21 protein-coding genes are annotated in these 26,169 nt (G+C 69.3%); 12 read left to right on the forward strand and 9 right to left on the reverse strand.

Translation table 11 applies throughout. The features are described from left to right. Positions 1–47 precede the first annotated feature (47 nt). The 4 genes from ACH427_RS12355 (at position 48) to ACH427_RS12370 (ending at position 6,605) form a co-directional block, all read left to right on the forward strand. Positions 48–1,496 (forward strand): lactate utilization protein B, encoded by a 1,449-nt coding sequence (locus ACH427_RS12355; protein WP_398869464.1) that lies wholly within the window; start codon positions 48–50, stop codon positions 1,494–1,496. Next, the gene (locus ACH427_RS12360; protein WP_398869379.1) at positions 1,493–2,197 is read left to right on the forward strand and encodes a lactate utilization protein C; all 705 of its coding nucleotides are present in this window, start codon (positions 1,493–1,495) and stop codon (positions 2,195–2,197) included. The genes ACH427_RS12355 and ACH427_RS12360 overlap by 4 nt, the downstream gene beginning before the upstream one ends. Positions 2,198–2,215: 18 nt before the next feature. Continuing rightward, positions 2,216–5,392 (forward strand): glycoside hydrolase family 2 TIM barrel-domain containing protein, encoded by a 3,177-nt coding sequence (locus ACH427_RS12365; RefSeq protein WP_398869380.1) that lies wholly within the window; start codon positions 2,216–2,218, stop codon positions 5,390–5,392. Between the two features lie 61 nt (positions 5,393–5,453). Next, positions 5,454–6,605 (forward strand): CaiB/BaiF CoA transferase family protein, encoded by a 1,152-nt coding sequence (locus ACH427_RS12370; RefSeq protein WP_398869381.1) that lies wholly within the window; start codon positions 5,454–5,456, stop codon positions 6,603–6,605. A 219-nt stretch (positions 6,606–6,824) separates the two neighbouring features. Here the strand turns inward: ACH427_RS12370 and ACH427_RS12375 are convergent, their stop codons facing one another. Both ACH427_RS12375 and ACH427_RS12380 read right to left on the reverse strand, forming a co-directional pair. Continuing rightward, positions 6,825–8,159, reverse strand: a complete 1,335-nt coding sequence (locus ACH427_RS12375) for an MFS transporter (RefSeq protein ID WP_398869382.1) — start codon at positions 8,157–8,159, stop codon at positions 6,825–6,827. A gap of 84 nt (positions 8,160–8,243) precedes the next feature. Beyond that, positions 8,244–10,058 (reverse strand): ABC transporter ATP-binding protein, encoded by a 1,815-nt coding sequence (locus ACH427_RS12380; RefSeq protein WP_398869383.1) that lies wholly within the window; start codon positions 10,056–10,058, stop codon positions 8,244–8,246. 186 nt (positions 10,059–10,244) lie between these two features. On the opposite strand from ACH427_RS12380, the gene ACH427_RS12385 reads away from it, so the two are divergent. Beyond that, entirely contained in the window at positions 10,245–10,685 is a 441-nt protein-coding gene (locus ACH427_RS12385; RefSeq protein ID WP_398869384.1) for a MarR family transcriptional regulator, read from the forward strand. A 67-nt stretch (positions 10,686–10,752) separates the two neighbouring features. Here ACH427_RS12385 and ACH427_RS12390 read toward each other — a convergent pair whose 3' ends face one another. Further along, on the reverse strand, positions 10,753–12,369 hold the full coding sequence (locus ACH427_RS12390; protein ID WP_398869385.1) for a peptide-N4-asparagine amidase: 1,617 nt from the start codon (positions 12,367–12,369) through the stop codon (positions 10,753–10,755). Positions 12,370–12,515: 146 nt separating this feature from the next. On the opposite strand from ACH427_RS12390, the gene ACH427_RS12395 reads away from it, so the two are divergent. Both ACH427_RS12395 and ACH427_RS12400 read left to right on the forward strand, forming a co-directional pair. Beyond that, positions 12,516–14,351 (forward strand): ABC transporter transmembrane domain-containing protein, encoded by a 1,836-nt coding sequence (locus ACH427_RS12395; protein WP_398869386.1) that lies wholly within the window; start codon positions 12,516–12,518, stop codon positions 14,349–14,351. Continuing rightward, entirely contained in the window at positions 14,348–16,129 is a 1,782-nt protein-coding gene (locus ACH427_RS12400; RefSeq protein WP_398869387.1) for an ABC transporter ATP-binding protein, read from the forward strand. The genes ACH427_RS12395 and ACH427_RS12400 overlap by 4 nt, the downstream gene beginning before the upstream one ends. Before the next feature lie 27 nt (positions 16,130–16,156). Here the strand turns inward: ACH427_RS12400 and ACH427_RS12405 are convergent, their stop codons facing one another. Then, on the reverse strand, positions 16,157–16,948 hold the full coding sequence (locus tag ACH427_RS12405) for a metal-dependent hydrolase (RefSeq protein WP_398869388.1): 792 nt from the start codon (positions 16,946–16,948) through the stop codon (positions 16,157–16,159). Positions 16,949–17,021: 73 nt separating this feature from the next. Between ACH427_RS12405 and ACH427_RS12410 the strand changes: the two genes are divergently transcribed. Both ACH427_RS12410 and ACH427_RS12415 read left to right on the forward strand, forming a co-directional pair. After that, positions 17,022–19,595, forward strand: a complete 2,574-nt coding sequence (locus ACH427_RS12410; RefSeq protein WP_398869389.1) for a DEAD/DEAH box helicase — start codon at positions 17,022–17,024, stop codon at positions 19,593–19,595. 49 nt (positions 19,596–19,644) lie between these two features. Then, positions 19,645–20,511 carry an acyl-CoA thioesterase gene (locus ACH427_RS12415; RefSeq protein WP_398869390.1) on the forward strand — a complete coding sequence of 289 codons (867 nt, stop codon included), beginning with the start codon at positions 19,645–19,647 and terminating at the stop codon, positions 20,509–20,511. 8 nt (positions 20,512–20,519) lie between these two features. Here the strand turns inward: ACH427_RS12415 and ACH427_RS12420 are convergent, their stop codons facing one another. Both ACH427_RS12420 and ACH427_RS12425 read right to left on the reverse strand, forming a co-directional pair. Beyond that, positions 20,520–21,488, reverse strand: coding sequence for a DUF6397 family protein (locus tag ACH427_RS12420; protein ID WP_398869391.1), 969 nt, complete (start codon positions 21,486–21,488; stop codon positions 20,520–20,522). Positions 21,489–21,576: 88 nt separating this feature from the next. Beyond that, positions 21,577–21,999, reverse strand: coding sequence for a roadblock/LC7 domain-containing protein (locus ACH427_RS12425; protein WP_398869392.1), 423 nt, complete (start codon positions 21,997–21,999; stop codon positions 21,577–21,579). Between the two features lie 124 nt (positions 22,000–22,123). Between ACH427_RS12425 and ACH427_RS12430 the strand changes: the two genes are divergently transcribed. Continuing rightward, the gene (locus ACH427_RS12430; protein WP_398869394.1) at positions 22,124–22,552 is read left to right on the forward strand and encodes a PPOX class F420-dependent oxidoreductase; all 429 of its coding nucleotides are present in this window, start codon (positions 22,124–22,126) and stop codon (positions 22,550–22,552) included. A gap of 210 nt (positions 22,553–22,762) precedes the next feature. Here ACH427_RS12430 and ACH427_RS12435 read toward each other — a convergent pair whose 3' ends face one another. Beyond that, positions 22,763–23,029 (reverse strand): hypothetical protein, encoded by a 267-nt coding sequence (locus tag ACH427_RS12435; RefSeq protein ID WP_398869396.1) that lies wholly within the window; start codon positions 23,027–23,029, stop codon positions 22,763–22,765. Between the two features lie 120 nt (positions 23,030–23,149). After that, the gene (locus tag ACH427_RS12440; RefSeq protein ID WP_398869397.1) at positions 23,150–24,067 is read right to left on the reverse strand and encodes an oxygenase MpaB family protein; all 918 of its coding nucleotides are present in this window, start codon (positions 24,065–24,067) and stop codon (positions 23,150–23,152) included. 100 nt (positions 24,068–24,167) lie between these two features. Here ACH427_RS12440 and ACH427_RS12445 point away from each other — a divergent pair, with 100 nt between their 5' ends. Beyond that, positions 24,168–24,455, forward strand: a complete 288-nt coding sequence (locus ACH427_RS12445; RefSeq protein WP_398869398.1) for a hypothetical protein — start codon at positions 24,168–24,170, stop codon at positions 24,453–24,455. 34 nt (positions 24,456–24,489) lie between these two features. On the opposite strand, the gene ACH427_RS12450 is transcribed toward ACH427_RS12445, so the two are convergent. Next, a complete protein-coding gene (locus ACH427_RS12450) occupies positions 24,490–25,035 on the reverse strand; it encodes an MOSC domain-containing protein (protein WP_398869399.1) in 546 nt (181 codons plus the stop codon). Positions 25,036–25,334: 299 nt separating this feature from the next. Here ACH427_RS12450 and ACH427_RS12455 point away from each other — a divergent pair, with 299 nt between their 5' ends. After that, entirely contained in the window at positions 25,335–26,168 is an 834-nt protein-coding gene (locus ACH427_RS12455) for an alkaline phosphatase family protein (protein WP_398869465.1), read from the forward strand. Position 26,169: the final 1 nt, after the last annotated feature.

The raw sequence follows: 26,169 nt of genomic DNA on the forward strand, positions 1-26,169 counted from the left end.
CCGACGGCGGCCCTCAGGACCGCGCCCGCGGTGCCACCTATCTGGGCATGCCGGCCTTCCCCCGGGCTGCCGCCGTCTCGACCCGTGACGGCCGCCTGCGCGCCAATCTCCGGCACGCGACACACACCATCCGCGCCAAGCGCGCCCAAGCGGTCGCGGAACTGGCGGACTGGGACCGACTGCGCGCCGCCGGGGCCGCGATCAAGGACCGGACCTTGCGTCATCTCGACGACTACCTCGTGCGACTGGAGGAGTCGGTGACCCGGGCCGGCGGCACGGTGCACTGGGCGGCCGACGCCGGGGAAGCCAACCGCATCGTCACCGACCTGGTGCGGGCGACCGGTGAGACCGAGGTAGTCAAGGTCAAGTCGATGACCACGCAGGAGATTGGCCTCAACGAGGCCCTTGAGGACGCCGGGATCCACGCCTACGAGACCGACCTCGCCGAACTGATCGTCCAGCTCGGCGACGACCTCCCCTCGCACATCCTCGTCCCCGCCATCCACCGCAATCGCGGCGAGATCCGTGACATCTTCCGCGACCGCATGGCGAGCTGGGGCCGCCCCGCCCCCGAGGGTCTGAGCGACCGGCCCGCCGACCTCGCCGAGGCGGCTCGGATACATCTGCGCGAGAAATTCCTGCGCGCCAAGGTCGGTATCTCCGGCGCGAACTTCATGGTCGCCGAGAGCGGCACCCTGGTGGTGGTCGAATCCGAAGGCAACGGCCGGATGTGCCTCACTCTCCCGGAAACACTGATCTCGGTCGTCGGTATCGAGAAGGTCGTGCCGACATGGCGGGATCTGGAAGTCTTCCTCCAACTCCTGCCACGCTCCTCGACCGCGGAGCGGATGAACCCGTACACGTCGATGTGGACAGGCACCACCGACGGCGACGGCCCGCGCTCCTTCCATCTGGTGCTTCTCGACAACGGGCGCACGGACACCCTCGCGGACCGGGTCGGCCGCCAAGCGCTGCGCTGCATCCGCTGCTCGGCCTGTCTGAACGTCTGTCCCGTGTACGAGAGGGCCGGCGGCCATGCGTACGGCTCGCCGTACCCGGGTCCGATCGGTGCGATCCTCACCCCGCAGTTGCGCGGCCTCACCTCCCCGCTGGAGGAGTCCCTCCCGTACGCCTCGTCGCTGTGCGGGGCTTGTTTCGAGGTGTGCCCGGTCGCCATCGACATCCCGGAAGTCCTGGTCCACCTGCGCGAGCGGGTCGTGGAAGGCGGCGAGGTGACCCTGCGCGGAACGCGCACCGTCATCAAGCCGGCCAGGAAACACCGGGCCGAGCGCGCCATGATGCGGGCCGCCCGCTGGACCTTCGACCACCCGGGCGCGCTGCGCCACGGCCAGCGGCTGCTCTCCCGCACCCGCCGCCTCCACCCCGGACGGCTCCCGGGCCCCGGCCGGGCCTGGACCGACACCCGGGAACTGCCCGATGTGCCGGCCGAATCCTTCCGGGACTGGTGGGCCCGTACGCGAGGGGACGCGACATGAGCACGTGGTCGAGTTCGGCATCGGGGGCGGGGTCGAGCAGGGAACGGGTCCTGGGGCGTATCCGGCGCGCACTGGCCGACGTGCCACGCGACGAGCACCCGGACGACCATCCCGTCGTGCGCGACTATCTCGCCACGCACGGGCAGCGCACGCCCGCCGAATCCGTCGATCTGCTCGCCCGGAACCTCTCCGACTACCGTGCCGTCGTCCACCGCTCGGACGCCGCCGGTCTGCCCACGCTCCTTTCCCGTCTGCTGGCCGCACGGGGCGCGCGACGCGTGGTCGTGCCGTCCGGGCTGCCAGGGACCTGGCTCGCCGAGGCGCGGGTGGACGTCGCCTTCGCCTCCGCCGCCTTGTCGCCGGGCGAACTGGACACGATGGACAGTGTCGTCACCGGCTGTGCCCTGGCGATCTCCGAGACCGGCACGATCGTCCTCGACGGGAGCCCGGGGCAAGGGCGCCGCATCATCTCGCTCGTGCCCGACCATCACCTGTGCGTGGTGCGGACCGCGGACCAGATCGTGGACTCCGTACCGCAAGCCCTCCCCCGCCTGGCCCCGGACCGTCCGCTGACCTGGATCTCCGGCCCTTCCGCCACCAGCGACATCGAGCTGGACCGGGTCGAAGGAGTCCATGGCCCACGCACCTTGGAAGTGATTCTCGTGGCGGGAGATCCACGGCCTGCCTCCGCGTACCCCTGAGACGTTCGGAGTCGACGCATGCGCGCACCACACCCGGACCCCCGCGCCGCCACCGTCACCGGTGCCTCCCCCGAGGTCTTCCAACTGAACCGGGAACCCGCTCGCAGCCCGCTCATCCCCTTCGCCGACGTGCCGTCCGCCCTTGCCCACCGCCCCGCCGAGTCGCCGTACTACCGCTCGCTCAACGGCGAGTGGCGCTTCGCCTGGTCCAGCAACCCGGCGGATCGCCCCCGAAACTTCCTCGACCACGACTTCGACGACGCCGACTGGGACCGCATCGAAGTGCCCGGCAACTGGGAAACGCAGGGCTACTCCGAGCCGGCCTACTTCAACGTCCGCTATCCCTGGACCGGATACGAACAGCCCACTCCCCCACACGCGCCGACCTCCTTCAACCCGGTGGGCTCCTATCGCCGCACCTTCACCATCCCCGACGGCTGGCGGGGTCGCCGGACACTGATCTCCTTCCAGGGCGTCAAGTCGGCGTTCTTCGTCTGGGTCAACGGCGAGCTGGTCGGCTACAGCGAGGACAGCTACTCCCCCGCGGAATTCGACCTCAGCCCCTATCTGCGCGACGACCGTGGGGCGGAGGAGAACAGTCTCGCGGTCGAGGTCTACCGCTGGTCCAACGGCAGCTGGCTGGAGGACCAGGACATGATCGATCTGTCCGGGATCTTCCGCGACGTCCATCTCATCTCCGTGCCCCAGGTCCATGTGCACGACCTCTTCGTCCGCACCGACCTCGGCCCCGACTTCCGCGACGCCGATCTGATAGCACAGGTGACCCTGCGGTCCGACCCGACAGCCGGCCCTGCCGACCACCTCGTCCGGGCCGTCCTGCACACCGCCGACGGAGCCCCTGTTCTCTCCCGCACCGGCAACGCCCGCTTCGACGCCGCCACCGGGGAGGCGATCGTCGAGCTCAGTGCCCATGTGCCGAGGCCACTGCTGTGGTCCGCCGAGGCGCCGAACCTCTACGACCTCACGGTCGAACTTGCCGACCCCGAGGGCCGCACGCTCGAAGTCCAGCACACTCGCGTCGGCTTCCGCGGCATCTCCTGCGCACGGGGAAGACTCACCATCAACGGCGAGCCCCTCGTCTTCCGCGGGGTGAACCGGCACGAATCCGATCCGGACCACGGGCAGGCGGTCCCGCTGGATCGCATGGTGCGGGACATCCGCATCATGAAGCAGCACAACATCAACGCCGTCCGTACCTCCCATTACCCCAATCACCCACGCTGGCTCGAACTGTGCGACCAATACGGCCTCTACGTGATCGACGAGGCCAACCTGGAGACGCACGACGTGCGGGACACACTGCCGGGAAACCGCCCCGAGTGGGCCCCCGCCTGCCTCGACCGGATCCGCAGCCTCGTCGAACGGGACAAGAACCACCCCTGCGTCGTGGTCTGGTCGCTGGGCAACGAAGCCGGCCGGGGGGACACCTTCCGCGCGATGGCCGACTGGGTCCACGACCGCGATCCGTCCCGCCCTGTGCACTACGAGGGCATGAACGAAGTCGCCGACATCGAGTCGCAGATGTATGCCACGCCCGACGCCGTGGAGGCATACGGACGATCCAGCGCGACCAAGCCGTACATCCTTTGCGAGTACGCCCACTCGATGGGCAACAGCACGGGCAACCTCAAGGACTACTGGGACATCATCGAGACCTATCCCCTGCTTCACGGCGGATTCATCTGGGACTTCGCCGACCAGGCAGTCCGTCTCCCGCTCCCGGACGGTCTCGACGGCACCTACCTTTCGTACGGTGGCGACTGGAAGCCCGGCCACCCCTCCGACGGCAACTTCTGCTGCAACGGTCTCGTCGACGCCGACCGCACCCCGCGGCCCGCTCTCCTGGAGGTCAAGAAGATCTATCAGCCGGTACGGGTGTCCAGTGTGGATCTCGGCGCCGGGACCGTACGGGTCACCAACTGCCAGCTCTTCACCGGTCTCCAGGGATACGAGCTGCTGTGGGAGGTCACCCGCGACGGAGCCCGTATCCAGCACGGCTCCCTTGCCTCGCCACAGGCCGGGCCAGGTGAATCCGCGACCGTGCAGTTGCCGTTGAAGCCACCGGACAAGCCGGTACCCGGCGCCGAGTACTGGCTGAACATCTCCTTCACTCTTCGCGGCGCAGCGTCCTGGGCCGAAGCGGGCCATGCCGTCGCCGCCGAGCAGTTCGCCCTCCCCTGGCGCGCCCCGGCATCCACACCCGTCTCCGCGGCTGCCCTTCCGGCAGTCTCGGTCACAGAGACCACACGCACCATCACGGTCACGGGCCCGGAACTCGACCTGGTCCTCGACCGGTTCACCGGAACGTTCACCACCTACCGCTATGCCGGGCGGACGCTCTTGGCGGGTGGTCCGGTGCCCAACTTCTGGCGTGCGCCTACCGATAACGACATCGGGCGTGGCGCCCAGGTCATCTCGCGCACCTGGCGCGACGCGGGCGCCGACCGCACCGTCACCGGCGTCGAGGTCACACGGACCGCGGCGGGAGAAGTCATCCTCACCGTCGCTGCCACCCTCCCGACGTCTCCCGCCGTCTCCCCGTGGACGACCGTCTTCACCGTACGCGGGGACGGCGAGATCCTCGTACGCCATACTCTCCTCCCTGGCCGGGGCCTCCCTGACCTGCCGCTGGTGGGTGTCCTGCTGACCGTGCCGGACGACTATCAGGTGCTCAGCTGGTACGGAAGAGGACCGCAGGAGAACTATCGGGACCGGTGCACCGGCTCCTTCGTCGGTCGTTACGACCGTTCCCTGGCGACAGCCGCCATGCCGTACGCCCGTCCGCAGGAGAGCGGTAACGTGACGGACGTCCGCAGCGTCTCGCTGACAGGGCAGGGTGGTGTCGGGCTGACCGTGCTGGCCGAACCGGGAGAAGCCGCCGGGTGGTTGGAGGTGAGCGCTCTCCCTTGGACACCCTTCGACCTGGACGGGCCCCGCCATCCGCACGAGCTCCAGCCACGTGGCCAGACATTCCTGGGCATCAATCACCGGCAGACTGGCGTCGGCGGCAACGACTCCTGGGGAGCGGCGCCGCTGGAGCGCTATCTGCTGCATGCCGACCGCGAGTACAGCTACTCCTACCGGCTGCGGCCCGCCCCCTGGCGACCGCCCGTGGAAATTCTCGACCCTGTACCGCTCTCCGATGTCCATGGCACGAGACTAGGGATGGAGTGATCGGAGCGTGACGGGCTGTCCACAGCCCCAGTCATATGATCCCACCCAGCGAGGAGCCGAGTTGAGCCTTCCCTTGCATGACATCACTGTCGTCGCCCTGGAACAGGCCGTCGCCGCACCGTTCGCCACTCGCCAGCTGGCAGATCTCGGCGCGCGCGTCATCAAGGTCGAGCGGCCGGACCGCGGCGATTTCGCCCGTGACTACGATCGCAGCGTCAAGGGCCTGTCCGCCAATTTCGTCTGGGTCAATCGGGGCAAGGAGAGCATCGTCCTCGATCTCAAATCCGGCCCGGACCGCTCACTGCTGGATCGCATACTCACTCGGGCCGATGTGTTCATACAGAACCTGGGTCCCGGAGCCGCCGAACGGCTCGGTCTCGGCAGCGCGGAGTTGCGCGCCCGGCACCCTCGCCTGATTACTTGTGATGTCTCCGGCTACGGCACCTCAGGTCCGTACCGTGACAAGAAAGCCTACGACCTGCTGGTGCAGTGCGAGGCGGGGCTGGTGTCGATCACCGGTGACACCGACTCGCCGGCCCGGCCCGGCATCTCCATCGCGGACATCGCCGGAGGCATGTACGCCTACACGGGCATTCTCAGCGCGCTGTACGAGCGTGAGCGCACGGGCGAGGGGTCACAACTGTCCGTCTCCCTCTTCGACGCTCTCGCGGAGTGGATGGGGCATCCGTACTTCGCCGAGACGTATGGCGGCCCGCCCATTTCCCGCAGTGGCGCCCGGCACCCTTCCATCTCTCCTTACGGCCACTACCGTTGCGGGGACGGCGCCAGTGTCTTCCTCAGCGTGCAGAACGAGCGCGAGTGGCAGGCACTGTGCGAAAAGGTTCTCCGGCAGCCCGCTTTGATCCGTGATCCCCGCTTCGCGGACAACCCCGTGCGACGGGCACACGACGACGAGCTGACAGCCGTGATCGAGAAGCAATTCCACCCGCATACGGCGGACGAGGCTGTTGCCTTGCTCGAAGGAGCGGGAATCGCCCATGCGCGGCTTCGGACAGTCGCCGAATTCGCGGCCCATCCGCAGTTGACGGCGCGTGATCGGTGGCGCGACTTCGATTCGCCGACGGGCCCATTGCGCGGTCTCCTGCCACCGGTCGAAGTCCACGGCCGGGAGCCGGTGATGGGTGCGGTGCCCGCACTCGGCGCCCATACTACGGCGATTCGCGCGGAGTTCTCGGAACCTGGCACGCGTTAGCACCGCGACCTCCTATGGCTATACGGGGAAGGCATGGTCGATGAAGCGGTACGTGGTCGTCGGAGCCGTGCCCTGAATCGCTGATGGTCTTGGGGCCCACCACTAAACCTGGCGGGGCCGGGCGCCAATCGGCGCCTCCTGGCCTGTGCCTCGGTGGCCGGCCCGGCGCCCGACCCATCTCAAATGCCAGGGACACAACCCCCGGACACCGGTGCCGTATCAGCGATCGAGCGGGCGTTTCGCGGTCTCCGGAAGCAGCAGATAGACACAGGCCGAGACCACGCAGAGCGCCGCGACGTACCAGGGGAAGGCACTCGGGTGACCCGACTGCTTGAACCAGGTGCCGACATAAGGCGCGGTGCCGCCGAAGAGCGCGACCGTCAGGGAATAGGGGAAGCCGATTCCAGCGGCCCGTACGCGGGCGGGGAACACCTCGGCGTTCACAGCCGCCGCCACGGAGGTGTATCCCGTAAGCAGTACCATCCCGGCGCACTGCACCAGCAGCAGCGAGGTGAAGGATCCGTCGATCGCGTGCAGCAGCGGCACCGCGAGGGCGGCGAATCCCACTGCGAAGCCGATCAGCAGGGGCTTGCGCCCGATGTGGTCCGACAACATGCCGCCGAGCGGCTGGAGTACGGCGAAGAAGGCCAGGGAGATCGTCCCCGCGAGCAATGCGTCGCCTTTGCTGATATTGGCGTTGACCTGGGCGTATGTCGGCAGGTAGGTGGTCCAGGTGTAGTAGGCGAGGGTGCCGCCCGCCGTGATCCCGCAAATCAGGAGTGACTGGCGGGGGTAGCGGCGCATGCCTTCGAACAGCGACGGTCGCGCGGCTGCCTCTCGCACCACCTCATGTGTCTCGTGTGCTCCCTGCCGGATCCAGAATCCGACGAGGCTGATGAGGGCTCCGAAAAGAAAGGGAACGCGCCAGCCCCAGTCGCCCATCTGCTCATCCGTGAGGAGGTGGGCCAGGAAGGCCGCGCTGCCGGACGCGAGGAGCTGTCCGAATGTCGTGGACACGTACTGGAAGCTGGAGAACAGCCCCCTTCGGCCGGGACCGGCCGATTCGATGAGGAAGGTCGTCGAGGCCGCGAATTCCCCTCCCACGGAGAGCCCTTGGACCAAGCGGGCAATGACGAGCACCACCGGCGCGAGGACACCCACGGAGGCATAGGTGGGCGTGAGTGCCACCAGCAAGCTGCCGCCGCCCATGAGCAGAATGGTGACGGTCAGCGCGGCCCGTCGGCCTCGGCGGTCGGCGACGGCCCCCATCAGGAGACCTCCGACCGGACGCATGAAGAAGCCGACAGCGAAGACGGCGAAGCTGGACAGCAGGGGCACCAGGGAGTTTCCTGAGCCCTTGGGGAAGATCTGGTCTGCGAAGTAGGTCGCGAGGAACGAATAGGCGTACCAGTCGTACCATTCGGCGGCGTTGCCGACCGATGCCGCAGCGAGCTGGCGGACAGAGGACCGGGAGCGGAAGCCTGCCGCCTTCACCGGATTCGGAGGGCCGGCGGCTCCGCCACCATCGACAGGCAGGGACTCGGATTGCGTCATGATCCATTGAATCCCCTGCCCCTTCGCCTCGCACACCCGTCCGATGTGGCTTCTCCCCGACCCTGGCTGTCCGGCCCCTCTCCCTCAGACGCTCGCCGCGAGGTGGGCGTCACGGCGCACAAGGGCGGCGTAGTGGCCGTCGTCCGCGAGGAGTTCCTCATGGGTGCCGCGCTCGGCGATGCGTCCCCTGTCGAGCACGACGATTTGATGGGCGTCGCGGACGGTGGAGAGCCGGTGCGCGATGGTGATCGTCGTGCGGCCTGCGGAAAGGGCATCGATGGCTTGCTGCACCGCGTGCTCCGTGCGAGTGTCCAGGGCACTGGTCGCTTCATCAAGGATGAGGACGGGCGGATCGCGGAGAATCGTGCGGGCGATGGCCAGCCGCTGCTTCTCGCCTCCGGAGAAGCGGTAGCCGCGCTCACCGACGAGGGTGTCATAGCCGTCGGGCAGGGAAGCGATGTGCTCGTGGATCTGCGCGGCCTTGGCTGCCTCCACCATCTCCTCGTCCGTGGCATCCGGTTTGGCGAACCGAAGATTGTCGGCGACCGAGGCATGAAAGAGATACGTCTCCTGCGAGACCACTCCGACCGCGCGGGCGAGCGTATCGAAATCGAGGTCACGGACGTCGACCCCGTCCAGAAGCACCCGGCCGCCGATGACGTCGTACAGCCGCGGCACCAGATAGCTGAGGGTGCTCTTGCCCGAGCCGGTCGGGCCGACGACGGCCAGGCTGCCACCGGCCGGAACCTCCAGGTCGATGCCGCTGAGCGCTTGTCTCGGCGGCTCTCCGGAACCCTGCGCCTCGTAGGAGAACGTGACGTCCTCGAAGCGGACTTCACCGCTCACCTTCTCCAGCCGCACCGGCTCTTCCGGCTCGGCGATGTCCACCGGCAGGTCGAGGTATTCGAAGATCCGCTGGAAGAGAGCGAGGGAGGTCTGCATCTGCACGCCCGTGGTCAGCAGGCTGATCGCCGGCCGGAAAAGGGCCTGCTGGAGCGAGACGAAGGCGACGAGGGTGCCGAGGGAAATGCCGGGGCCGCCTGCTTGCAGCGCGATACCGGCCGCCCAGTAGACGAGAGCGGGCATGGCCGCCATGACCACGCCGATGGTGGACATCCTCCAGCGCCCGGCCATGTTCGCGCGGACCTCGAGCCCGACGAGTCGTTCGGATTCCTGGGAGAACGCGTGGGTGAGGGAGTCGGAGCGGCCCATGGTACGGCCGAGGAGGATGCCGCTCACCGACAGCGACTCGGTGACCATGGCCGCCATGGCGGCCATCTGCTTCTGCCGCTGAGAGGTGATCTTCTTGCGCTCGCGGCCGACGCGACGGCTGATCCATACGAAGACCGGCAGGAGCAGCAGGGAGACGACCGTGAGCCGCCAGTCCAGGGCCAGCATCGCCACCACCGTGGCGACGACACTGGTGAGATTGGAGACCAGCGAGGTAGCGGTCGAGGTCACCGTGGCCTGCATGCCGCCGATGTCGTTGGCGATGCGGGACTGCACCTCACCCGTGCGGGTCCGGGTGAAGAAGGCGAGGGGCATGCGCTGGAGCCGGTCGTAGACCGCGGTGCGCAGGTCGTGCATCACCCGCTGGCCGACCGTGGTGGAGATCAGCGTCTGCGACACGCCGAAGATGCCGTTCACGACCGCGGCCGCGATCATGCCGAGCGCCAGCAGGCTGAGAAGGCCCGTACGGCCTTGCGGGATGGCTACGTCGAGCACCTCGCGCAGCAGGAAGGGCGAGGCGACCGACACCAGTGAGGAGGCGGCGACGAGGAGCCCGACGAGGGCGAGTCTGCCGCGGTAGGGACGGAAGAGCCCGAGGATCCTGCGCACTTGCGCGGGTTGCTCGGGGTCTGCGGGCGGGGGTGTCCAGTCAGGTTGGTCGTGACGCATGGGCTCCTGATTCTCTGATCACGAAGGGTGTGCGAGAGAGGTGCGAACGAGACCGGCAACCTACCGGCCCACGATGCCGGCGAGGCTCGCAAGGCCGGCGAAGCCGGCGATGGAGATCCGATCACCAGCGAGCATAGCTCATTGTTACCTATACTCACAATGCACTGAGTCCTGTAATCTCTGATCATGACCGCTTCCGATTCGTCCGCCCAGCTCGCCGAACAGCTGCTGCGTCTCACCCGCAGGCTCCACCGGGCGCAGAGGCTCTATCTGGGACCGGTTGGCATCACGCCCGCTCAGGCCCGCCTGCTGCGCACCGTCGCGCACTGCGAGGAGCCGCCGCGTATGGCTGATCTCGCCCAGCGGCTCGAGGTCGTGCCGCGCGCCGTGACCACGTTGGTCGACGCCCTGGAGGAGCACGGTTCCGTGCGCCGGGTCCCGGATCCGTCCAACCGGCGGGTCATCCGGATCGAGCTCACCGATCACGGTCGCTCCACCCTGCGCGCTCTGCGTGAAGCCCGGCGGACCGCCGTCGAGGACACCCTCGCCCCGCTCTCCGCCGAGCGGCGTGAACTGCTCGGCGGCCTGCTGGCCGAGTTGCTGAACGGCCCGGACCAGCACTGCTGACGCCGCTGCCCGCCGGAAGGCGGGACCTCGGGGCAGCGTTCCCCGGGGTCCCGCTCGACCGCGCCGGTCAGCAGCGCTGCCGGTCCTCCGTCAGATGGCCCTGGGCCGTCGCCAGCGTCCGGTCGTAGCAACCGCCGGGGCCTTCGAGGCGGTACCGCTCACGCGAAACGCCGGTCGCGTGCCGCTGGTCGCGCGATACGTTCTGGTTGTACGCGGCATCACCCTTATAGGTGTCGTCGAAACTCGACCAGGTGAGACGTTTGCCTGCACGCAGGGTGACGCTGTCCGCCCGGTCCCCCATCGCCATGACCGTGCGCAGACGGTCTCCGGTCGAGACCGTCGTCGCCCCGTCCATGGTGTAGGTCCGGTGGGTCCGGGTCGTGGTGGCGGGTCCGTGCCCGGCTGTCGTGATCATCTCGTCGTCGTTCCAACGCGCCTGGAGCGCGTCCGTCGTCTCGCTCTCGTTCCAGCGGTGGTCTGAGTGACCTGTGAGGTTCCGTGTGACGGTCGTCGCCACACGGCCATGCGAGGTGTCGAGGTATCCGGCAACGGTCAGGGAGTGCCCACCGTCGGCTCGCAAATGCCGCTCAGCACCGGGCTCGTAGGCGGTGGTGTTGCGGGGGTCCCCCGCGTCGTGGGTGGTCAACGCGCCGGTGACCACGGCCGACTTGGCGTCCTGCCAGACGAGGATGTTGGTGGGCGTGCTCCAGCCGCTCTGCCCGTCGGGCAGTCCCGCCACGGAGACCGTGACCCGGTGCGGCTTGCCGTCGTTCAGCTGCCCGGCGAAGGGCGTGAGGTCGTACTCGACAGGTCGCACGTCGAAAGCGCGCGGGCCCGGAATCACATACCACAGGAAGGGGTTGGACCAGCCTCCGGTCCACACCGTCGGGAACGGCGCGGCGATGCCCGCCAGGCGGCCGTCCACCGCGACCTGGACCTCCCGATAGGGACCGTCCTTGGCCTTGCACGAGTACGGCGTGGAGTCGGGCACGGTGAGGTACCAGAACTCCTCGCAACCGCCACCCGAGCCCGTCGCGTAGACCTCGGCCACGATCCGCTCGCTGTTGCGCGGCGTGGTCAGCTGACCCTCGTAGGCCGATCCCACGCTGTGCGCCCCGTCGAGGCTGAGGACCTTGTCCGGAGTGGACGCGGCCTTCCCCGGCCCTTCGGCGGCATAGAAGGTCAACGTGACCTTGACCTTGATGACGCCGGTGTACGTGCCGTCCACGGTGTTGCCGATGAGCATCTCGACAGGCTGCTCGTTCCGCAGCGTGGCGGCATAGCGGGTGACGTCCTTCTCCACGTTCCAGGCGATGCCCTGGGGTGACGGCTCGGGTGTGGAGGTGCGCAAGACCTCGACACCGCCGATGTGCAGATAGCCCAGGCGATCGAATTGCCTTCCGGCGACGGCCCCTTCGAGCCGTAGGACCACCTTGCTCCAGTGGTCACCACAGCCCTTGGGCGGCGTGTATGTGTTCTTGTAGGGCGTGTAGTCGCGGAATTCCGTGTCGGCGACGGTCACCTTGCAGGACCGGGTGTCCGGGGTGGCTATCGGCGGGGCGGCGGTGACCGGGTCGTGCCAGTCGGTGCCGAACTCGGTCCGCGGGCCCGCGGCCGTCGCCGGGGTCACGCCCAGCGACAGCCCGATGGCCGCGGCGCACAGCGCGAGAAGCAGTCGTCTCATGGGGCAGGAGTGAAGCGCGTCGTGGAGCGGCGCGCCAGAGCCCCTTTGGCCTCATGTGTCGTCGCTGCGGGAAAACCAGTTGAACCCAGCATCCCGGTGGCGCGAACCTTTCAGTATTCCCACCCTTCACTCGAACCCGGGATGACATGCAGATTCGCGATCTCCCCTATCCCGACCCCGGCCGGCCCGACGTCCGGTCCGGACCTCATCTGCTGCTGTGGCTGGGGCGGAACCAACTGGTGGGTCAGGTCAAGGCCATGCTGTGGGGCACCCTGCACATGGTGTCCGTGGCCCTGCTGCCGGTGACCATGGGCGTCGCCGTACAGGCAGTCGTCGACCGGTCGGGCATACGGCTGGTGCTGGCGGGTGGCCTGATGGTGCTGCTCGGCATCCTCATCGCCCTGGGCGACACGATGCTGCACCGTACTGCCGTCACCAACTGGATCACGGCGGCGGCCCGGGTGCAGCAGCTTCTGGCACGCAAGACAGCCGAGTTGGGAGCCACTTTGACCCGGCGTGTCGCGGCGGGTGAAGTGGTCGCCGTCTCGACCGGTGATGTGGAGAAGATCGGCTGGTTCGTGGAGGCACTGTCGCGCTTCGCCTCGGCCGCGTTCACCACCGTGGCAGTGTGTGTGGCCCTGGTGATCTACCAGCCCGCGCTGGGTGTCGTGGTGGCGATCGGCGTGCCTGTGCTGGTGCTGGCCGTGCTGCCGCTGCTGCCCCGTGCGACGAAGCGTGCGGACGAGCAGCGCGAGAAGGCGGGCCGGGCGACGGAGTTGGCCTCGGACACAGTGGCCGGGCTGCGTGTGCTGCGGGGCATCGGCGGCGAGGAGCTGTTCCTGGCCCGCTATCGGCGGGCGTCGCAGGAGGTCCGCAAGGCTGCCGTGTACAGCGCCCGGATGTGGGCGCTGATCGCCGCGGTGCAGGTGGCCCTGCCGGGGCTGCTGCTGATCGCAGTGGTCTGGTACGGCGTCGGGCTGGTCCAGGACGGGCGCATCGGCGTCGGCGAACTGGTCACCGTCTACGGCATGGTCACCTTCCTGCTCTTCCCGCTGCGCCAGTTCGAGGAGATCGCCATGGCGTACTCCTTCTCCCGTCCGTCCGCGGCGCGCGCGGCCAGGGTGCTCGCGCTCCGGCGCACCGTACCGGCGGCGGACCACGTGGACCGCGGGCCGGCACCGTCAGGCGATCTCCACGATCCGGCGAGCGGTGTGCTCGCGCCTGCCGGCCGGCTGACCGCGGTGGTGTGCGGTGACCCGGACGCCGCAGGAAGGCTGGCCGACCGGCTGGGCGGGCATGCGCCGGGCGACACCACCGGAGTGGCCTCGGCCCGGCTCGGCGGTGTGGCACTGGATGAGCTCCCACTGGACACGGCCCGCGCCACGGTGCTCGTCCAGGACAAGGATCCGGTGCTGCTTTCGGGGACACTCGCGGAGCTGCTGGACGTGCCCGCTTCGGGGGCCGTGGGCACCGAGGCGGCTCTGGCCGCCGCGCAGTGCGGTGATGTGCTGACCGCGCTGGCACAGGCGTCGGCGGACGACTCCGGTGATCCGATGCGGACCCGGATCACCGAGCGCGGCCGTTCGCTCTCGGGAGGGCAGCGCCAGCGGCTGGCACTGGCGCGGTCGCTGGTGACCGATCCGCAGGTGCTGGTGCTCGACGAGCCGACCTCCGCCGTGGACTCGCATACGGAGGCGCGGGTCGCGGACGGGGTGAAGGCTCTGCGAAAGGGCCGCACCACCGTGGTGTTCTCCTCCAGTCCGCTGCTGCTCGACCGGGCCGACCGCGTGGTGTTCGTGCAGCAAGGCGCTGTCGCGGCCGAAGGAACGCACCGTGAGCTGCTGCGTCATCCCGTTTATCGCGCTGTCGTCACACGGGAGTCGGACGCGGAGACCGACAAGGAGAAGACAGGGGGAGCCGCGGAACTGGAATCGGAGCTCACCGAGCTCAAGGAGATCGAGCCCATCGAGGAGTCGGCATGATCGGCGTGGCGCCACCGGCCTACGACCCGGCGGCACCGGAGTCGGCGACCACCTTGCCCGTGGCCGCACCGGCGACCGTACGGGCCTACGTCCGCGGGCTGTTCCGCCGGCACCGGAGGGCCTTCGCCCTGCTGGTGACGGTGAACGCGCTGGCCGTGACCGCGTCCGTGGTCGGCCCGTATCTGCTCGGCGGCTTGGTCGAGGACCTGTCGGCGGGGGCGCGTGACCTCCATCTGGGGCGCACGATCTCGCTGTTCGCGGTCGCCCTGGCCGCACAGACCCTGTTCGTACGGCTGGTGCGGCTGCGTGGGGCGGTGCTCGGCGAGGAGATGCTGGCGGATCTGCGCGAGGACTTCCTCGTGCGGTCGGTGGCACTGCCTCCAGGCGTCCTGGAGCGGGCGGGCACGGGCGACCTGCTTTCCCGTATCACCACGGACATCGACCGGCTGGCGAACGCCATGCGCGAGGCCGTGCCGCAACTGGCCATCGGCTTCGTATGGGTGGCGCTGCTCCTGGGCGCCCTGACGCTGACGGCGCCGCCGCTGGCGCTGTGCGTACTGGTGGCGCTGCCGGTGCTGGTGGTCGGCTGCCGCTGGTACTTCAAGCGGGCGCCGAGTGCCTATCGGTCCGAGGCCGCGGGGTATGCCGCGGTGGCGGCGTCCCTGACGGAGACGGTGGACGCGGGGCGGACCGTCGAGGCCCACCGGCTGGGCGCGCGCCGGGTCGCGCTGTCCGACCGGCGGATCTCGGAGTGGACCCAGTGGGAGCGCTACACCCTGTGGCTGCGCTCGGTGCTGTTCCCGGTGATCAACGTGACGCACACGCTGGTGTTCGGTGCGGTGCTGATCATCGGTGGCGCCTTCGTCCTCCAGGGGTGGGTCTCGGTCGGTCAGCTGACGACGGGCGCGCTCTTCGCGCAGATGCTCATCGAACCGGTCGGGCTGATCCTGCGCTGGTACGACGAGCTCCAGGTCGCTCAGGTCTCGCTGGCTCGGCTGGTGGGGGTCCGCGAGATCGAGCCCGACGACGGGGTCGAGGGCACGGAACCGAAGGGCCGGAACGTACGGGCCGACGAGGTCAGGTTCGGCTATCGCGCGGGCAGCGATGTGCTGCATGGGGTGTCGCTGGAGGTCAGGCCGGGGAGCCGGGTGGCCCTCGTCGGGCCGTCCGGCGCGGGCAAGTCGACGCTTGGGCGGCTGCTGGCGGGCATCTACGCCCCGCGCTCCGGCGCGGTGACGCTCGGCGGCGCCGAGCTGGCCCGGATGCCCGTGGAGCGGGTGCGGCGGCATGTGGCCCTGGTGAATCAGGAGCATCACGTCTTCGTGGGCTCCCTGCGCGACAATCTGCTGCTCGCCCGAACGACCGCCGATGACGACGAGCTCTGGACCGCTCTCGGCGCCGTGGACGCGGATGCCTGGGTGCGAGCCCTTGAGCGGGGTCTCGACACGGAGGTCGGGTCCGGTGCGCTGTCGCTCACCCCTGCCCAGGCCCAGCAGATCGCACTGGCGCGGCTCGTCCTCGCCGACCCGCACACGCTGGTGCTGGACGAGGCGACATCGCTGCTGGATCCGCGGGCGGCCCGGCACCTGGAGCGCTCACTGGCGAGGGTCCTGGAGGGACGTACGGTCGTGGCGATCGCGCACCGGCTGCACACGGCCCATGACGCGGATGTGATCGCGGTCGCGGAAGAGGGCCGCATCACCGAGCTGGGCAGTCACGATGAGCTGGTCGCGGCGGACGGGGCGTACGCGGCGCTGTGGCGCTCCTGGCACCGGTAGGCCGGTGGTGGGCCGGGGCCCTGGGGATCAGATGATATCCAGGGCTCCGAGCCCGCCCGCCCCTCCGAGCAGGATGAACACCGGCGTCAGGACCTTCAGCTCCACCCAGCTGCCCGCCCGGAAGCGCAGGGCCTTCGGCGGGCCCACCGGATACCAGCGCTTGCGGCCGATCGGGATGGGCCACAGGATCGGGCAGCCGGAGACGGTGAGCGCGTCACCGATGTCGTGCACGAGCGCCCCGAGGATGATGGGCAGGCCGAGCCACATGTACTCCTGGCCCGGGTCGTCGAACAGCCAGTGGGAGCCGTTGCCCGGCTGGTTCAGGACGCCGGCGAGTATCCAGGCGCTGGTGGCGCCGAGCAGCCACACCAGGACATCACTGGACGTCCTGGCCATCCGCCACAGGAGCCCCTCGACGGCGAGCACGAGGTGGACGAAGAGGATGCCGAGCACCGCCCAGCGACCACCGGTCATCGCGAGCACCGAAGCGCCGACCCCTATCAGGACCGCCCACAGCCAGGTGTGGGTGAGGGTGCGGTGGCCGCCGTTGCGCCGCGGATCGCCGTGGCCTCGGGTGGCCTTGTAGACGGCGTGCGAGAGCTTGTCGATGATCTCGCACAGTGAGCGGGATATCGGCCCGAAGGCTCGCGATATCGTCGCCGACTTGTGGTCGAGGTCGGGCGCGAGTGCCGCGCCGGCGCAGATCAGGGCACCGACGATCAGCACCGGCCACGGCATCGGGTGGCCCGCGGCGGCGACCGCGGCCCCCACCCCCAGCCAGGCGGCGGCGCCCGAGAGCGAGTGCGCCGGTCCCATCATGGTCGTTTCACCCCTTTTGTTGGCCGACGTCGTGCATTCCTGACGCCAGGTCGGCGACTCAGCGTAGCGTCCGATGATCTTCATCCGGCCGCCCGGTTCTCTGATACGGCCCGGGGCCAGGCAGTATGGAGGGGTGACCCTTATCGATCAGATGCCGAGCCATGCCGACCCCGATGCCCTCTTCGAAGCTTTTTCGACCTGGGCCGAGGAGCGGGGTATCACGCTGTACCCCGCGCAGGAGGAGGCACTGATCGAGGTTGTCTCCGGAGCGAACGTGATCCTCTCGACGCCGACTGGCTCGGGGAAGAGCCTCGTCGCGGCCGGAGCGCACTTCACCGCGCTCGCCAACGACCAGGTGACGTTCTACACCGCGCCCATCAAGGCGCTGGTCTCGGAGAAGTTCTTCGACCTGTGCAAGATCTTCGGCACGGAGAACGTCGGCATGCTCACGGGTGACGCGTCGGTCAACGCCGACGCGCCCATCATCTGCTGCACGGCCGAGGTCCTCGCCTCCATCGCGCTGCGGGACGGCAAGGACGCCGACATCGGCCAGGTCGTCATGGACGAGTTCCACTTCTACGCGGAACCCGACCGGGGCTGGGCCTGGCAGATCCCGCTGCTCGAACTGCCGCAGGCGCAGTTCGTCCTGATGTCGGCGACGCTGGGTGACGTCTCCAAATTCGAGGGGGATCTCACCCGACGCACGGGCCGGCCCACCGCCGTGGTCCGGTCGGCGACCCGGCCCGTCCCCCTCTCCTACGAATACCGCGCGACGCCGCTGACCGAGACCCTGACCGAACTGCTGCAGACGCATCAGGCGCCGGTCTACATCGTCCACTTCACCCAGGCCGCCGCCGTGGAGCGGGCGCAGGCGCTGATGAGCATCAACATGTGCTCGCGCGAGGAGAAGGAGGAGATCGCCAAGCTGATCGGCAATTTCCGCTTCACCACCAAGTTCGGCCGGAACCTCTCGCGCTATGTGCGCCACGGCATCGGCGTCCACCACGCCGGCATGCTGCCCAAGTACCGCCGGCTCGTGGAGCGGCTGGCGCAGGCGGGCCTGCTGAAGGTCATCTGCGGTACGGACACGCTGGGCGTCGGCGTCAACGTGCCGATCCGTACGGTGCTGTTCACCGCCCTCACCAAGTACGACGGCCAGCGAGTGCGGACGCTGCGCGCCCGGGAGTTCCACCAGATCGCCGGCCGGGCCGGCCGGGCCGGGTTCGACACGGCGGGCTTCGTCGTCGCCCAGGCGCCCGAGCACGTCGTGGAGAACGAGAAGGCGCTGGCGAAGGCGGGCGACGACCCCAAGAAGCGCCGCAAGGTGGTCCGCAAGAAGGCTCCCGAGGGCTTCGTCAACTGGGGCGAGAACACCTTCGAGAAGCTCATCGCCTCCGAGCCCGAGCAGCTCACCTCCCGCTTCCGGGTCACCCACGCGATGCTGCTGGCGGTCATCGCGCGCCCGGGCAACGCCTTCGAGGCGATGCGCCGTCTGCTGGAGGACAACCACGAGCCGCGCCGGAACCAGCTGCGGCACATCCGCCGCGCCATCGCCATCTACCGCTCGCTGCTCGACGGCGGTGTGGTGGAGCAGCTCGACAAGCCCGACGCCGAGGGCCGGATCGTACGGCTGACGGTCGACCTCCAGTCCGACTTCGCGCTCAACCAGCCGCTCTCGACCTTCGCGCTCGCCTCCTTCGAGCTCCTGGACCCGGAGTCCCCGTCCTATGCGCTGGACATGGTCTCGGTGGTCGAGTCGACGCTGGACGACCCACGGCAGATCCTGGCCGCCCAGCAGAACAAGGCACGGGGCGAGGCCGTGGCGGCGATGAAGGCGGACGGCGTCGAGTACGAGGACCGCATGGAGCGCCTCATGGACGTCACCTACCCCAAGCCGCTGGAGGAGCTGCTCACCCACGCCTACGGCCTCTACCGCAAGAGCCACCCCTGGGTCGGCGACCACCCGCTGTCCCCGAAGTCGGTCATCCGCGATATGTACGAGCGGGCCATGACCTTCACGGAGTTCACCTCCTTCTACGACCTCGCGCGGACCGAGGGCATCGTGCTGCGCTACCTCGCCGGGGCGTACAAGGCGCTGGACCACACCGTTCCCGACGACCTGAAGTCCGACGACTTCGAGGACCTGATCGCCTGGCTCGGTGAAATGGTCCGGCAGGTCGACTCCAGCCTGCTGGACGAGTGGGAGCAGCTGGCCAACCCCGAGGAGGAGACGGCGGAGGAGGCACGGGAGCGCGCCGACCAGGTCAAGCCCGTCACCTCGAACGCCCGCGCCTTCCGGGTGCTGGTGCGTAACGCGCTGTTCCGCCGGGTCGAGCTCGCCGCGCTCGACAAGGTCGGCGAGCTCGGCGAGATGGACGCCGAGGCCGGGTGGGACGAGGACCGCTGGGCCGAGGCCATGGACGCGTACTGGGACGAGTACGAGGAGCTGGGCACCGGCCCCGACGCCCGCGGGCCGAAGCTGCTGCGCATCGAGGAGAAGCCGGAGGACGGTCTGTGGCGGGTCCGGCAGACCTTCGCCGACCCGAACGGCGACCACGACTGGGGCATCTCCGCCGAGGTGGATCTCGCGGCTTCCGACGAGGAAGGCCGCGCGGTGGTGCGCGTCATGGACGTGGGCCAGCTGTAGCCTCCGAGGCGCCGCCCGCGCGCGGCGCCGCACCAGCAGAGGAGTACCGATGGCCAGTCCGACCGACCGTCTGGTGGGTCTGCTCGACCTGGAGCAGATCGATCTGAACATCTTCCGGGGCCGCAGCCCGGACGAGTCCCTCCAGCGGGTCTTCGGCGGACAGGTCGCCGGCCAGGCGCTGGTCGCGGCCGGGCGGACCACCGACGGTGGCCGCCCGGTCCACTCGCTGCACGCGTACTTCCTGCGCCCGGGACGGCCGGGCGTGCCGATCGTGTACCAGGTGGAGCGGGTCCGCGACGGGCGGTCCTTCACCACGCGGCGGGTGGTGGCCGTCCAGCAGGGGCGAACGATCTTCAATCTCACCGCTTCCTTCCATCAGCCCGAGCCGGGCTTCGAGCACCAGGTGGCGGTGCCCGACGTGCCGGGCCCGGATGAACTGCCGCGGCTCGCGGACGAGATCCGCGAGCACCTCGGCGGAGAGCTGCCGAACGCTCTGCGGCACATGGAGCGCCGGCTCGCCTTCGACATCCGTTACGTGGACCGGCTGCGCTGGACGGCGCAGGAACTGGCCGGCGCGGAACCGCGCAGCGCGGTGTGGATGCGCGCCCTGGGGCCGCTCGGTGACGATCCGCTGGTGCACACCTGTGCCCTCACCTACGCCAGCGACATGACGCTCCTCGACGCGGTGCGCATCCCGGTGGAACCGCTGTGGGGTCCGCGCGGTTTCGACCTGGCGTCCCTGGATCACGCGATGTGGTTCCACCGGCCCATCCGTGCCGACGAGTGGTTCCTCTACCAACAGGAGTCGCCCATCGCGACGGGCGCCAGGGGCCTGGCGCGCGGCCAGATCTTCGACCGCGAAGGCAGACTTCTGGTGTCCGTGATGCAGGAGGGGCTGTTCCGCAAGGTGCCGTGAGAGCGGCTTCAGTCGCGGGCGAGCGGCGCTCTCCTGCGGCGCAGCCAGCTCCAGAGCGCACGGAACCCCGACGGTGTCGCCTGACGCACACCCGGTGATCCACCGGTCCCCGTCGTGGGCGCCCCCGACGTGGCAGCCATCGGCTCTCCTGCCATCAGGGCGGGAACGACCTGCGAACCGGCGACCGGTGGCCCCTTGGGCATCGGCGCCTGCCGGATCACACGAGCTTCGGCCAGCGCGACGGTGAGCCTGCGCCGATACCGCTCGATCTCGTCCGGCGCGGCCGCCAGGGTCACCCTGTCGATGACCTCGCGCCCGGCCGGGGCATTCGACCGCCCATAGGCGAGCTCCGGGCGCAGCGCGCTCACATAGGCGCGTTCGCAGGGGTCGGGGACGGCATCGGCCAACTGCTCGGGGCCGAGCACCGATGCCATGACCGCGGCCCGCTCCCACGGGTCCTCGGCCAGGGCCAGTAGTTGGTCGATCCGCCGGGCGCGCCAGGTCCGGGCCCGCCTGTCCTCTCTCTCCGCCAGGGCGGTGCGCAGCGCGGGAGGAGTGCGACCGGTGAGCAGGTCGGGGCTGGCGTCGGCGAACTCCACGAGATCGGCCGCGAGATAGTGCCAGACCACCGCACGGTACCTGTTGACGTAGAACCTCACGGGCGCGAAGCAGCCGGCTCTCGCGAGGCGGCCGAACCGGGCCGGGCTGATGCCCATCAGCTCGGCTCCCTCGGCGGTGCCGACCACCCACACCCGGGTGCGGAGCGTATCGGGGAACCCGGGCCGGGCCGTATGCCTCTCGATCTCCTCGCGTGGGACTCTCCGACGCCCGCCGGGCCCCGCCGCGACCGTCCGTACATGCCCCAGTTGCACGGCGAGTTCGAACTCGCGTGGCTTGAGCTCCAGCTCCCGGGCCGCTCTCCCGAACGGAACCCCGGCCACCGCCGTGCCCGGCTCATGGCACTGCTGCACCGTCATGACATCCTCCCCGCTACAGGTCGATCACTGACAGTAACGACTGTAGCGGTGGGAGACGACAGCGCGTTCACCCTGTGGATAACTCCGGTCAGAGCTCGCGGTCGGTGTCCCCACGGGGCGCGCCCTGTTGCCGCGCCTCCACGCTCAAGTGCTCGCCGACCCGGTTGACCAAGAGGGTCATTTCATAGGCGACATGGCCGATATCGGCGTCGGGTCCGCCCAGGACACAGAGGCAGCTGCCTTCGCCCGCGGCCGTCACGAAGAGGACACCCTCGTCGAATTCGACCATCGTCTGCCGTACTCCGCCGGCCCGGAATTGCCGACCCGTGCCCTTGGCGAGGCTGTGCAGCCCCGAGGCGACCGCGGCCAGGTGCTCGGCGTCCTCTCTTTCGAGGCTCGCGCTGGCGCCCGTCACCAATCCGTCGTTGGAGAGCACCAGCGCGTGGCGTATCTGCTCGACGCGCTCGGTCAGGTCGTTCAGCATCCAGTCGAGTCCCTTGCTGAGTGCCATGTCCCGCCTCCCCGTTCCGCCGTTCCCCGTAACTGCCGTGCCAGCCTTGCTCACCCGCGCGCTGTCGGCAACCCGCCCGGCCTGTCGGCACGCGTCTGTGCGCCAGTTGGCACAGGATGGGGACATGGCAGAGAAAATGAACAAGGACGAGTGGCGCGCCTTTCTTTCCATGGGAACGCGCACCGGAAAGCTTTCGACGGTACGCGCCGACGGAAGCCCGCACATCGCGCCCATCTGGTTTGTGCTCGATGGTGACGACCTGGTCTTCAACACCGGCGCGGATACGGTCAAGGGCCGCAATCTCGCCCGCGACAACCGGATCGCGCTCTGTGTGGACGACGACCGGCCCCCGTTCTCGTTCGTCACCGTCCAAGGGCGCGCCGAGTTGAGTGACGACCTCGATGAGGTGCGCGCGTGGGCGACCAGAATCGCCGGGCGCTATATGGGCGACGAACGCGCCGAGGAGTACGGGGCACGGAACGGCGTCCCCGGCGAGCTGGTGGTCCGCGTCCGGATCGACAAGGTCGTGGCCCTGGCCTCGGTCACGGACTGATCCTCGCCGACGCGGTCTGAGGGCGGCCCGTTCGGCGGCGACTGCCCGCCCGGGAGAGGGCGGGCAGCCCGGAGTCACGAGGCCGGGGCGGGCTGCTCGGTGATCGCGGCGGCGAAAGCGGCTGGGGTGTCGAACATGATGTGGTGCCCGGCGTCGGCCACGGGCACCACGGCCACGCCGGAGGCGACCAGTCCGGCACGGTCCTGGAGTTCACCGCCTGCGCTCCCCCATCAGGTAGGTGCGCGGAACGGTCGGGCTCATCAGCCAGTGGCGCATCGTCGGGCCGGTGCCGCGGACCAGCCCGACCGCCGTACGGTGCAGGGCCGTCGGGTCGGCCCACCGCGTCATCGCCCGCCAGCCGGGACCGACCCGTTCCAGCGTCTCCGCGAAGCCACCGCCCCGCACGAACTCCTCCGCGCAGGCCGCGATGCCGCTGCTCCGTCCGTGGCGGGTCCGGGTCGAGGTTCGCCTCGGCAAGGAGGACGCGGTACACGCGCCCTCGTGTCCCGACTTCCGCCTGCCGCACGCCTTCTGCTCATCGAACACACCGATATCTCCGGCGAGTCCGGTAAACCCCCGCGGCGGGAGGTTGTCGGCTCACTGCGCCGCGGCGTCCGGGCGCGGGCGTCCATGAGGGACCGGGCAGGTGGGGGCGTTCGCACCGGCCCCGCGGGCGGGGAATGTGCCGAGTGCCGCGATGTCGTAGCCGTTCGGATAGCCCTTGATCTCGGGGTTCTGGCGGACGTAGTGAGGAGTCCGGCGTGGCGGCAGCAGCCGGATGGCCTTCGCCCGGGCGCGCAGAGCGCCGTGCGCCAGCGCACGGGCGGCAGGGTGCGGCTGTTCGTAGCGGAACGCGCGCAGCAGCGGGTCGTCCAGGAGGGCCCTGCCCGCCCCGCGCACCAGCGGGGCGAAGGCACGCGGATACCAGGACGCCATCAGATCGAGGGTGGCGTCCGCGACTCTCCGCCCGCCTTCGTCCCAGCCGAAGTGGGCGTCTTCGTATTCGTCGAGGAAGCGCTGGAAGCCGGCGTACGACCGGGGGATGTCCTGGATGCCCATGTGCTCGCCGAGGGTGCGGTAGTACGTGGCGAGCGCGTGCCGTTCGTGCTCGGAGAGGCGACGCCAGCCGTACATGTCGATCCACCTCGCGGGGACGACGACGAAGGTGCTGAGGACGTACCGCATGTCGTCATTGCTGATGTCGTAACCGCGGTGCATCTGATTGATACGGCGGATCGCCGACCGGCCGCTCTCGTGGTCGAAGCCGTGCTCGACGACCGCGTCCAGCAACAGCGCCGTGTCGTCGTAGCGCTTCTGCGTGCGGTCGGGGAACTCTCCGGTCGCGGCGAGGAGGCTGCCGATGCTGGGCACGGCGTACGTCCGGTAGAGCGCGAGCTCAAGGGCGCGGGTCATGTCCCAGGGGAACTCGAGGGTGGCGGTGATCCGGTAGATCCGCAGGAAGTCCTTCTCCGGGTCCAGCCGCCGGATCTCCCTGAGCCAGTCGAAACGCTTCACTCGGCGGTTACCCCTTCGTTCGTCGGAGGTTCAACTCTACGGACGCCGGGCACACTTGAACGACCGCAGGGCATTCGGCTCACGGGGGCAGGTGATCGACGTGTTCGACAGGCTCCGCAAGCGCATCGAAGTGGCCTGGCAGCCGCCTGTGCCGCCGCCGTCCACGGGGCGCCGGAGCAACCTCTTCGAGGCGGCGGCGACCTATGTGGCGGCCTGTGCCGAGGACGATCACGAGACCAGCGCGGAGGCCGCCCGCTGGGTCTCACCGGAGGCACTCTGCTTCGGCGTGAACGAGCTCGCCTGCCGTGCGGTCATCGCGCTGGCCCGCGAGCACGGCCAGACACCGCAGCACGTGGCCCGGTCGCTGCTGGGCCTGCCCGCCGCCTGACCCACCCGAGCGCGCCGCCCAGCTCCGGGGCGGCCTAGACGCGTTCCAGCGGAAGGTGCGGCTCGGGCGGAAGTTCGGCGCGTATGGAGTCGCCGGGTCTGACCTCGCCACCGGTCAGGACAATGCCCATGACGCCTCCCTTGCGGACCACCGCGCCGTGCTCGTCGCGGCCGGCGACCTGCTTGAGCAGCCCCTTCTGGAACGCCTCGATCTGGAGGCAGGGATTGCGCAGTCCGGTCACCCCCACGACGGCCCGGTCACCGAGGCGCAGCCGCGTCCCACGCGGCAGTCCGAGCAGGTCGATGCCGCTCGTGGTGACATTCTCCCCCAGCTCCCCGGCCCGCACCGTGAAGCCCGCCTCACCGACCTCGTCGAACAACTCCTCGTGGATCAGGTGGACCTGACGGAGGTTGGGCCGGCCGGGATCCCGAGCGACTCGCGAACGGTGTTGCACCGTCACCCCCAAGTGGGCGTCCCCCTCCACACCCAGCCCCTCCAGCAGCACGATGCTCTCCCGTACGGGCTTGCTGAACTCGTGCTCCGCGCCGCGGCACACGGCCTTGACCGTTCCCGACATCATTCGTTCCCCCTTGTGGCCACCCCGCTGCCGCGCCCCGTTCACGCGCGACGTCGACGATCCGACTCTAACCGCCGGCACTGACAGTCACGGGTCGCGCTCCGCTCGGCCACTGTTCCCGCCCCCGTCACCTGGAAGGCGTGTACATGTCATTCTCAACGCTCTACGCTGCCAGCGAACCCGCAGGCCCCACCCCCCGATTCCACACGTCCACTTCGCCTGTGCGCTGACTCCCACCCCGTACGGAGGACCCGTGCCCGCCGCAGCCAGCCAGTCCCGCGCCCCGCGCCTTCCCCGCCGCCCTGACCACAGCCTTCGGACTCGCCGCCGCGTCCCTCGGACTGTGGGCCACGGACTCCTCGGCCGCGACGGCGGTGCCCACGCCGGACCACGTCGTGGTCGTCGTCTTCGAGAACCACGCCTACGACCAGGTCATCGGCAGCTCCAGCGCCCCGTACATCAACTCCCTGGTCTCCGGGGGCGCCAGCCTGACCGCTTCGTACGCCGAGACTCACCCCAGCCAGCCGAACTACTACGCGCTGTTCTCCGGGGACACCCAGGGCGTCACCGACGACAGCTGTGTCACCCCCGGATTCAGCGACGCGCCGAACCTCGCCTCCGAGCTCCTGGCCACGGGCAAGACCTGGGCCAGCTACAACGAGTCCCTGCCGGCCGAGGGTTCGACCACGTGCAAGAGCGGCAAGTACGCCCAGAAGCACAACCCCTGGTTCGGCTTCGACAACGTCCCCACCAGCACGGCGCACACCATGACGGCCTTCCCCGGCGACTTCGGCAAGCTGCCGACGGTCTCCTTCGTCGTCCCGAATCTGTGCAACGACATGCACGACTGCTCCGTGGGCACCGGTGACACCTGGCTGCAGAAGAACCTCAAGAGCTATGCCGACTGGGCCAAGACCCACAACAGCCTGCTGCTGATCACCTTCGACGAGGACAACCGGCTGAGCGGCAACCGCATCCCGACGGTCCTCTACGGACAGCCCGTGCAGGCCGGTTCGACCTCCGACGTCACCTACAACCACTACGACCTCCTGCGCACGGTCGAGGACATGTACGGCACCTCGCACGCCGGCAACGCCGCGGACGGCAAGGACATCACCGGCATCTGGAACAACTGAC

Origin of the sequence: Streptomyces sp. NPDC020379 (assembly GCF_044387105.1) — a bacterium.
Taxonomy (GTDB): Bacteria; Actinomycetota; Actinomycetes; order Streptomycetales; family Streptomycetaceae; genus Streptomyces.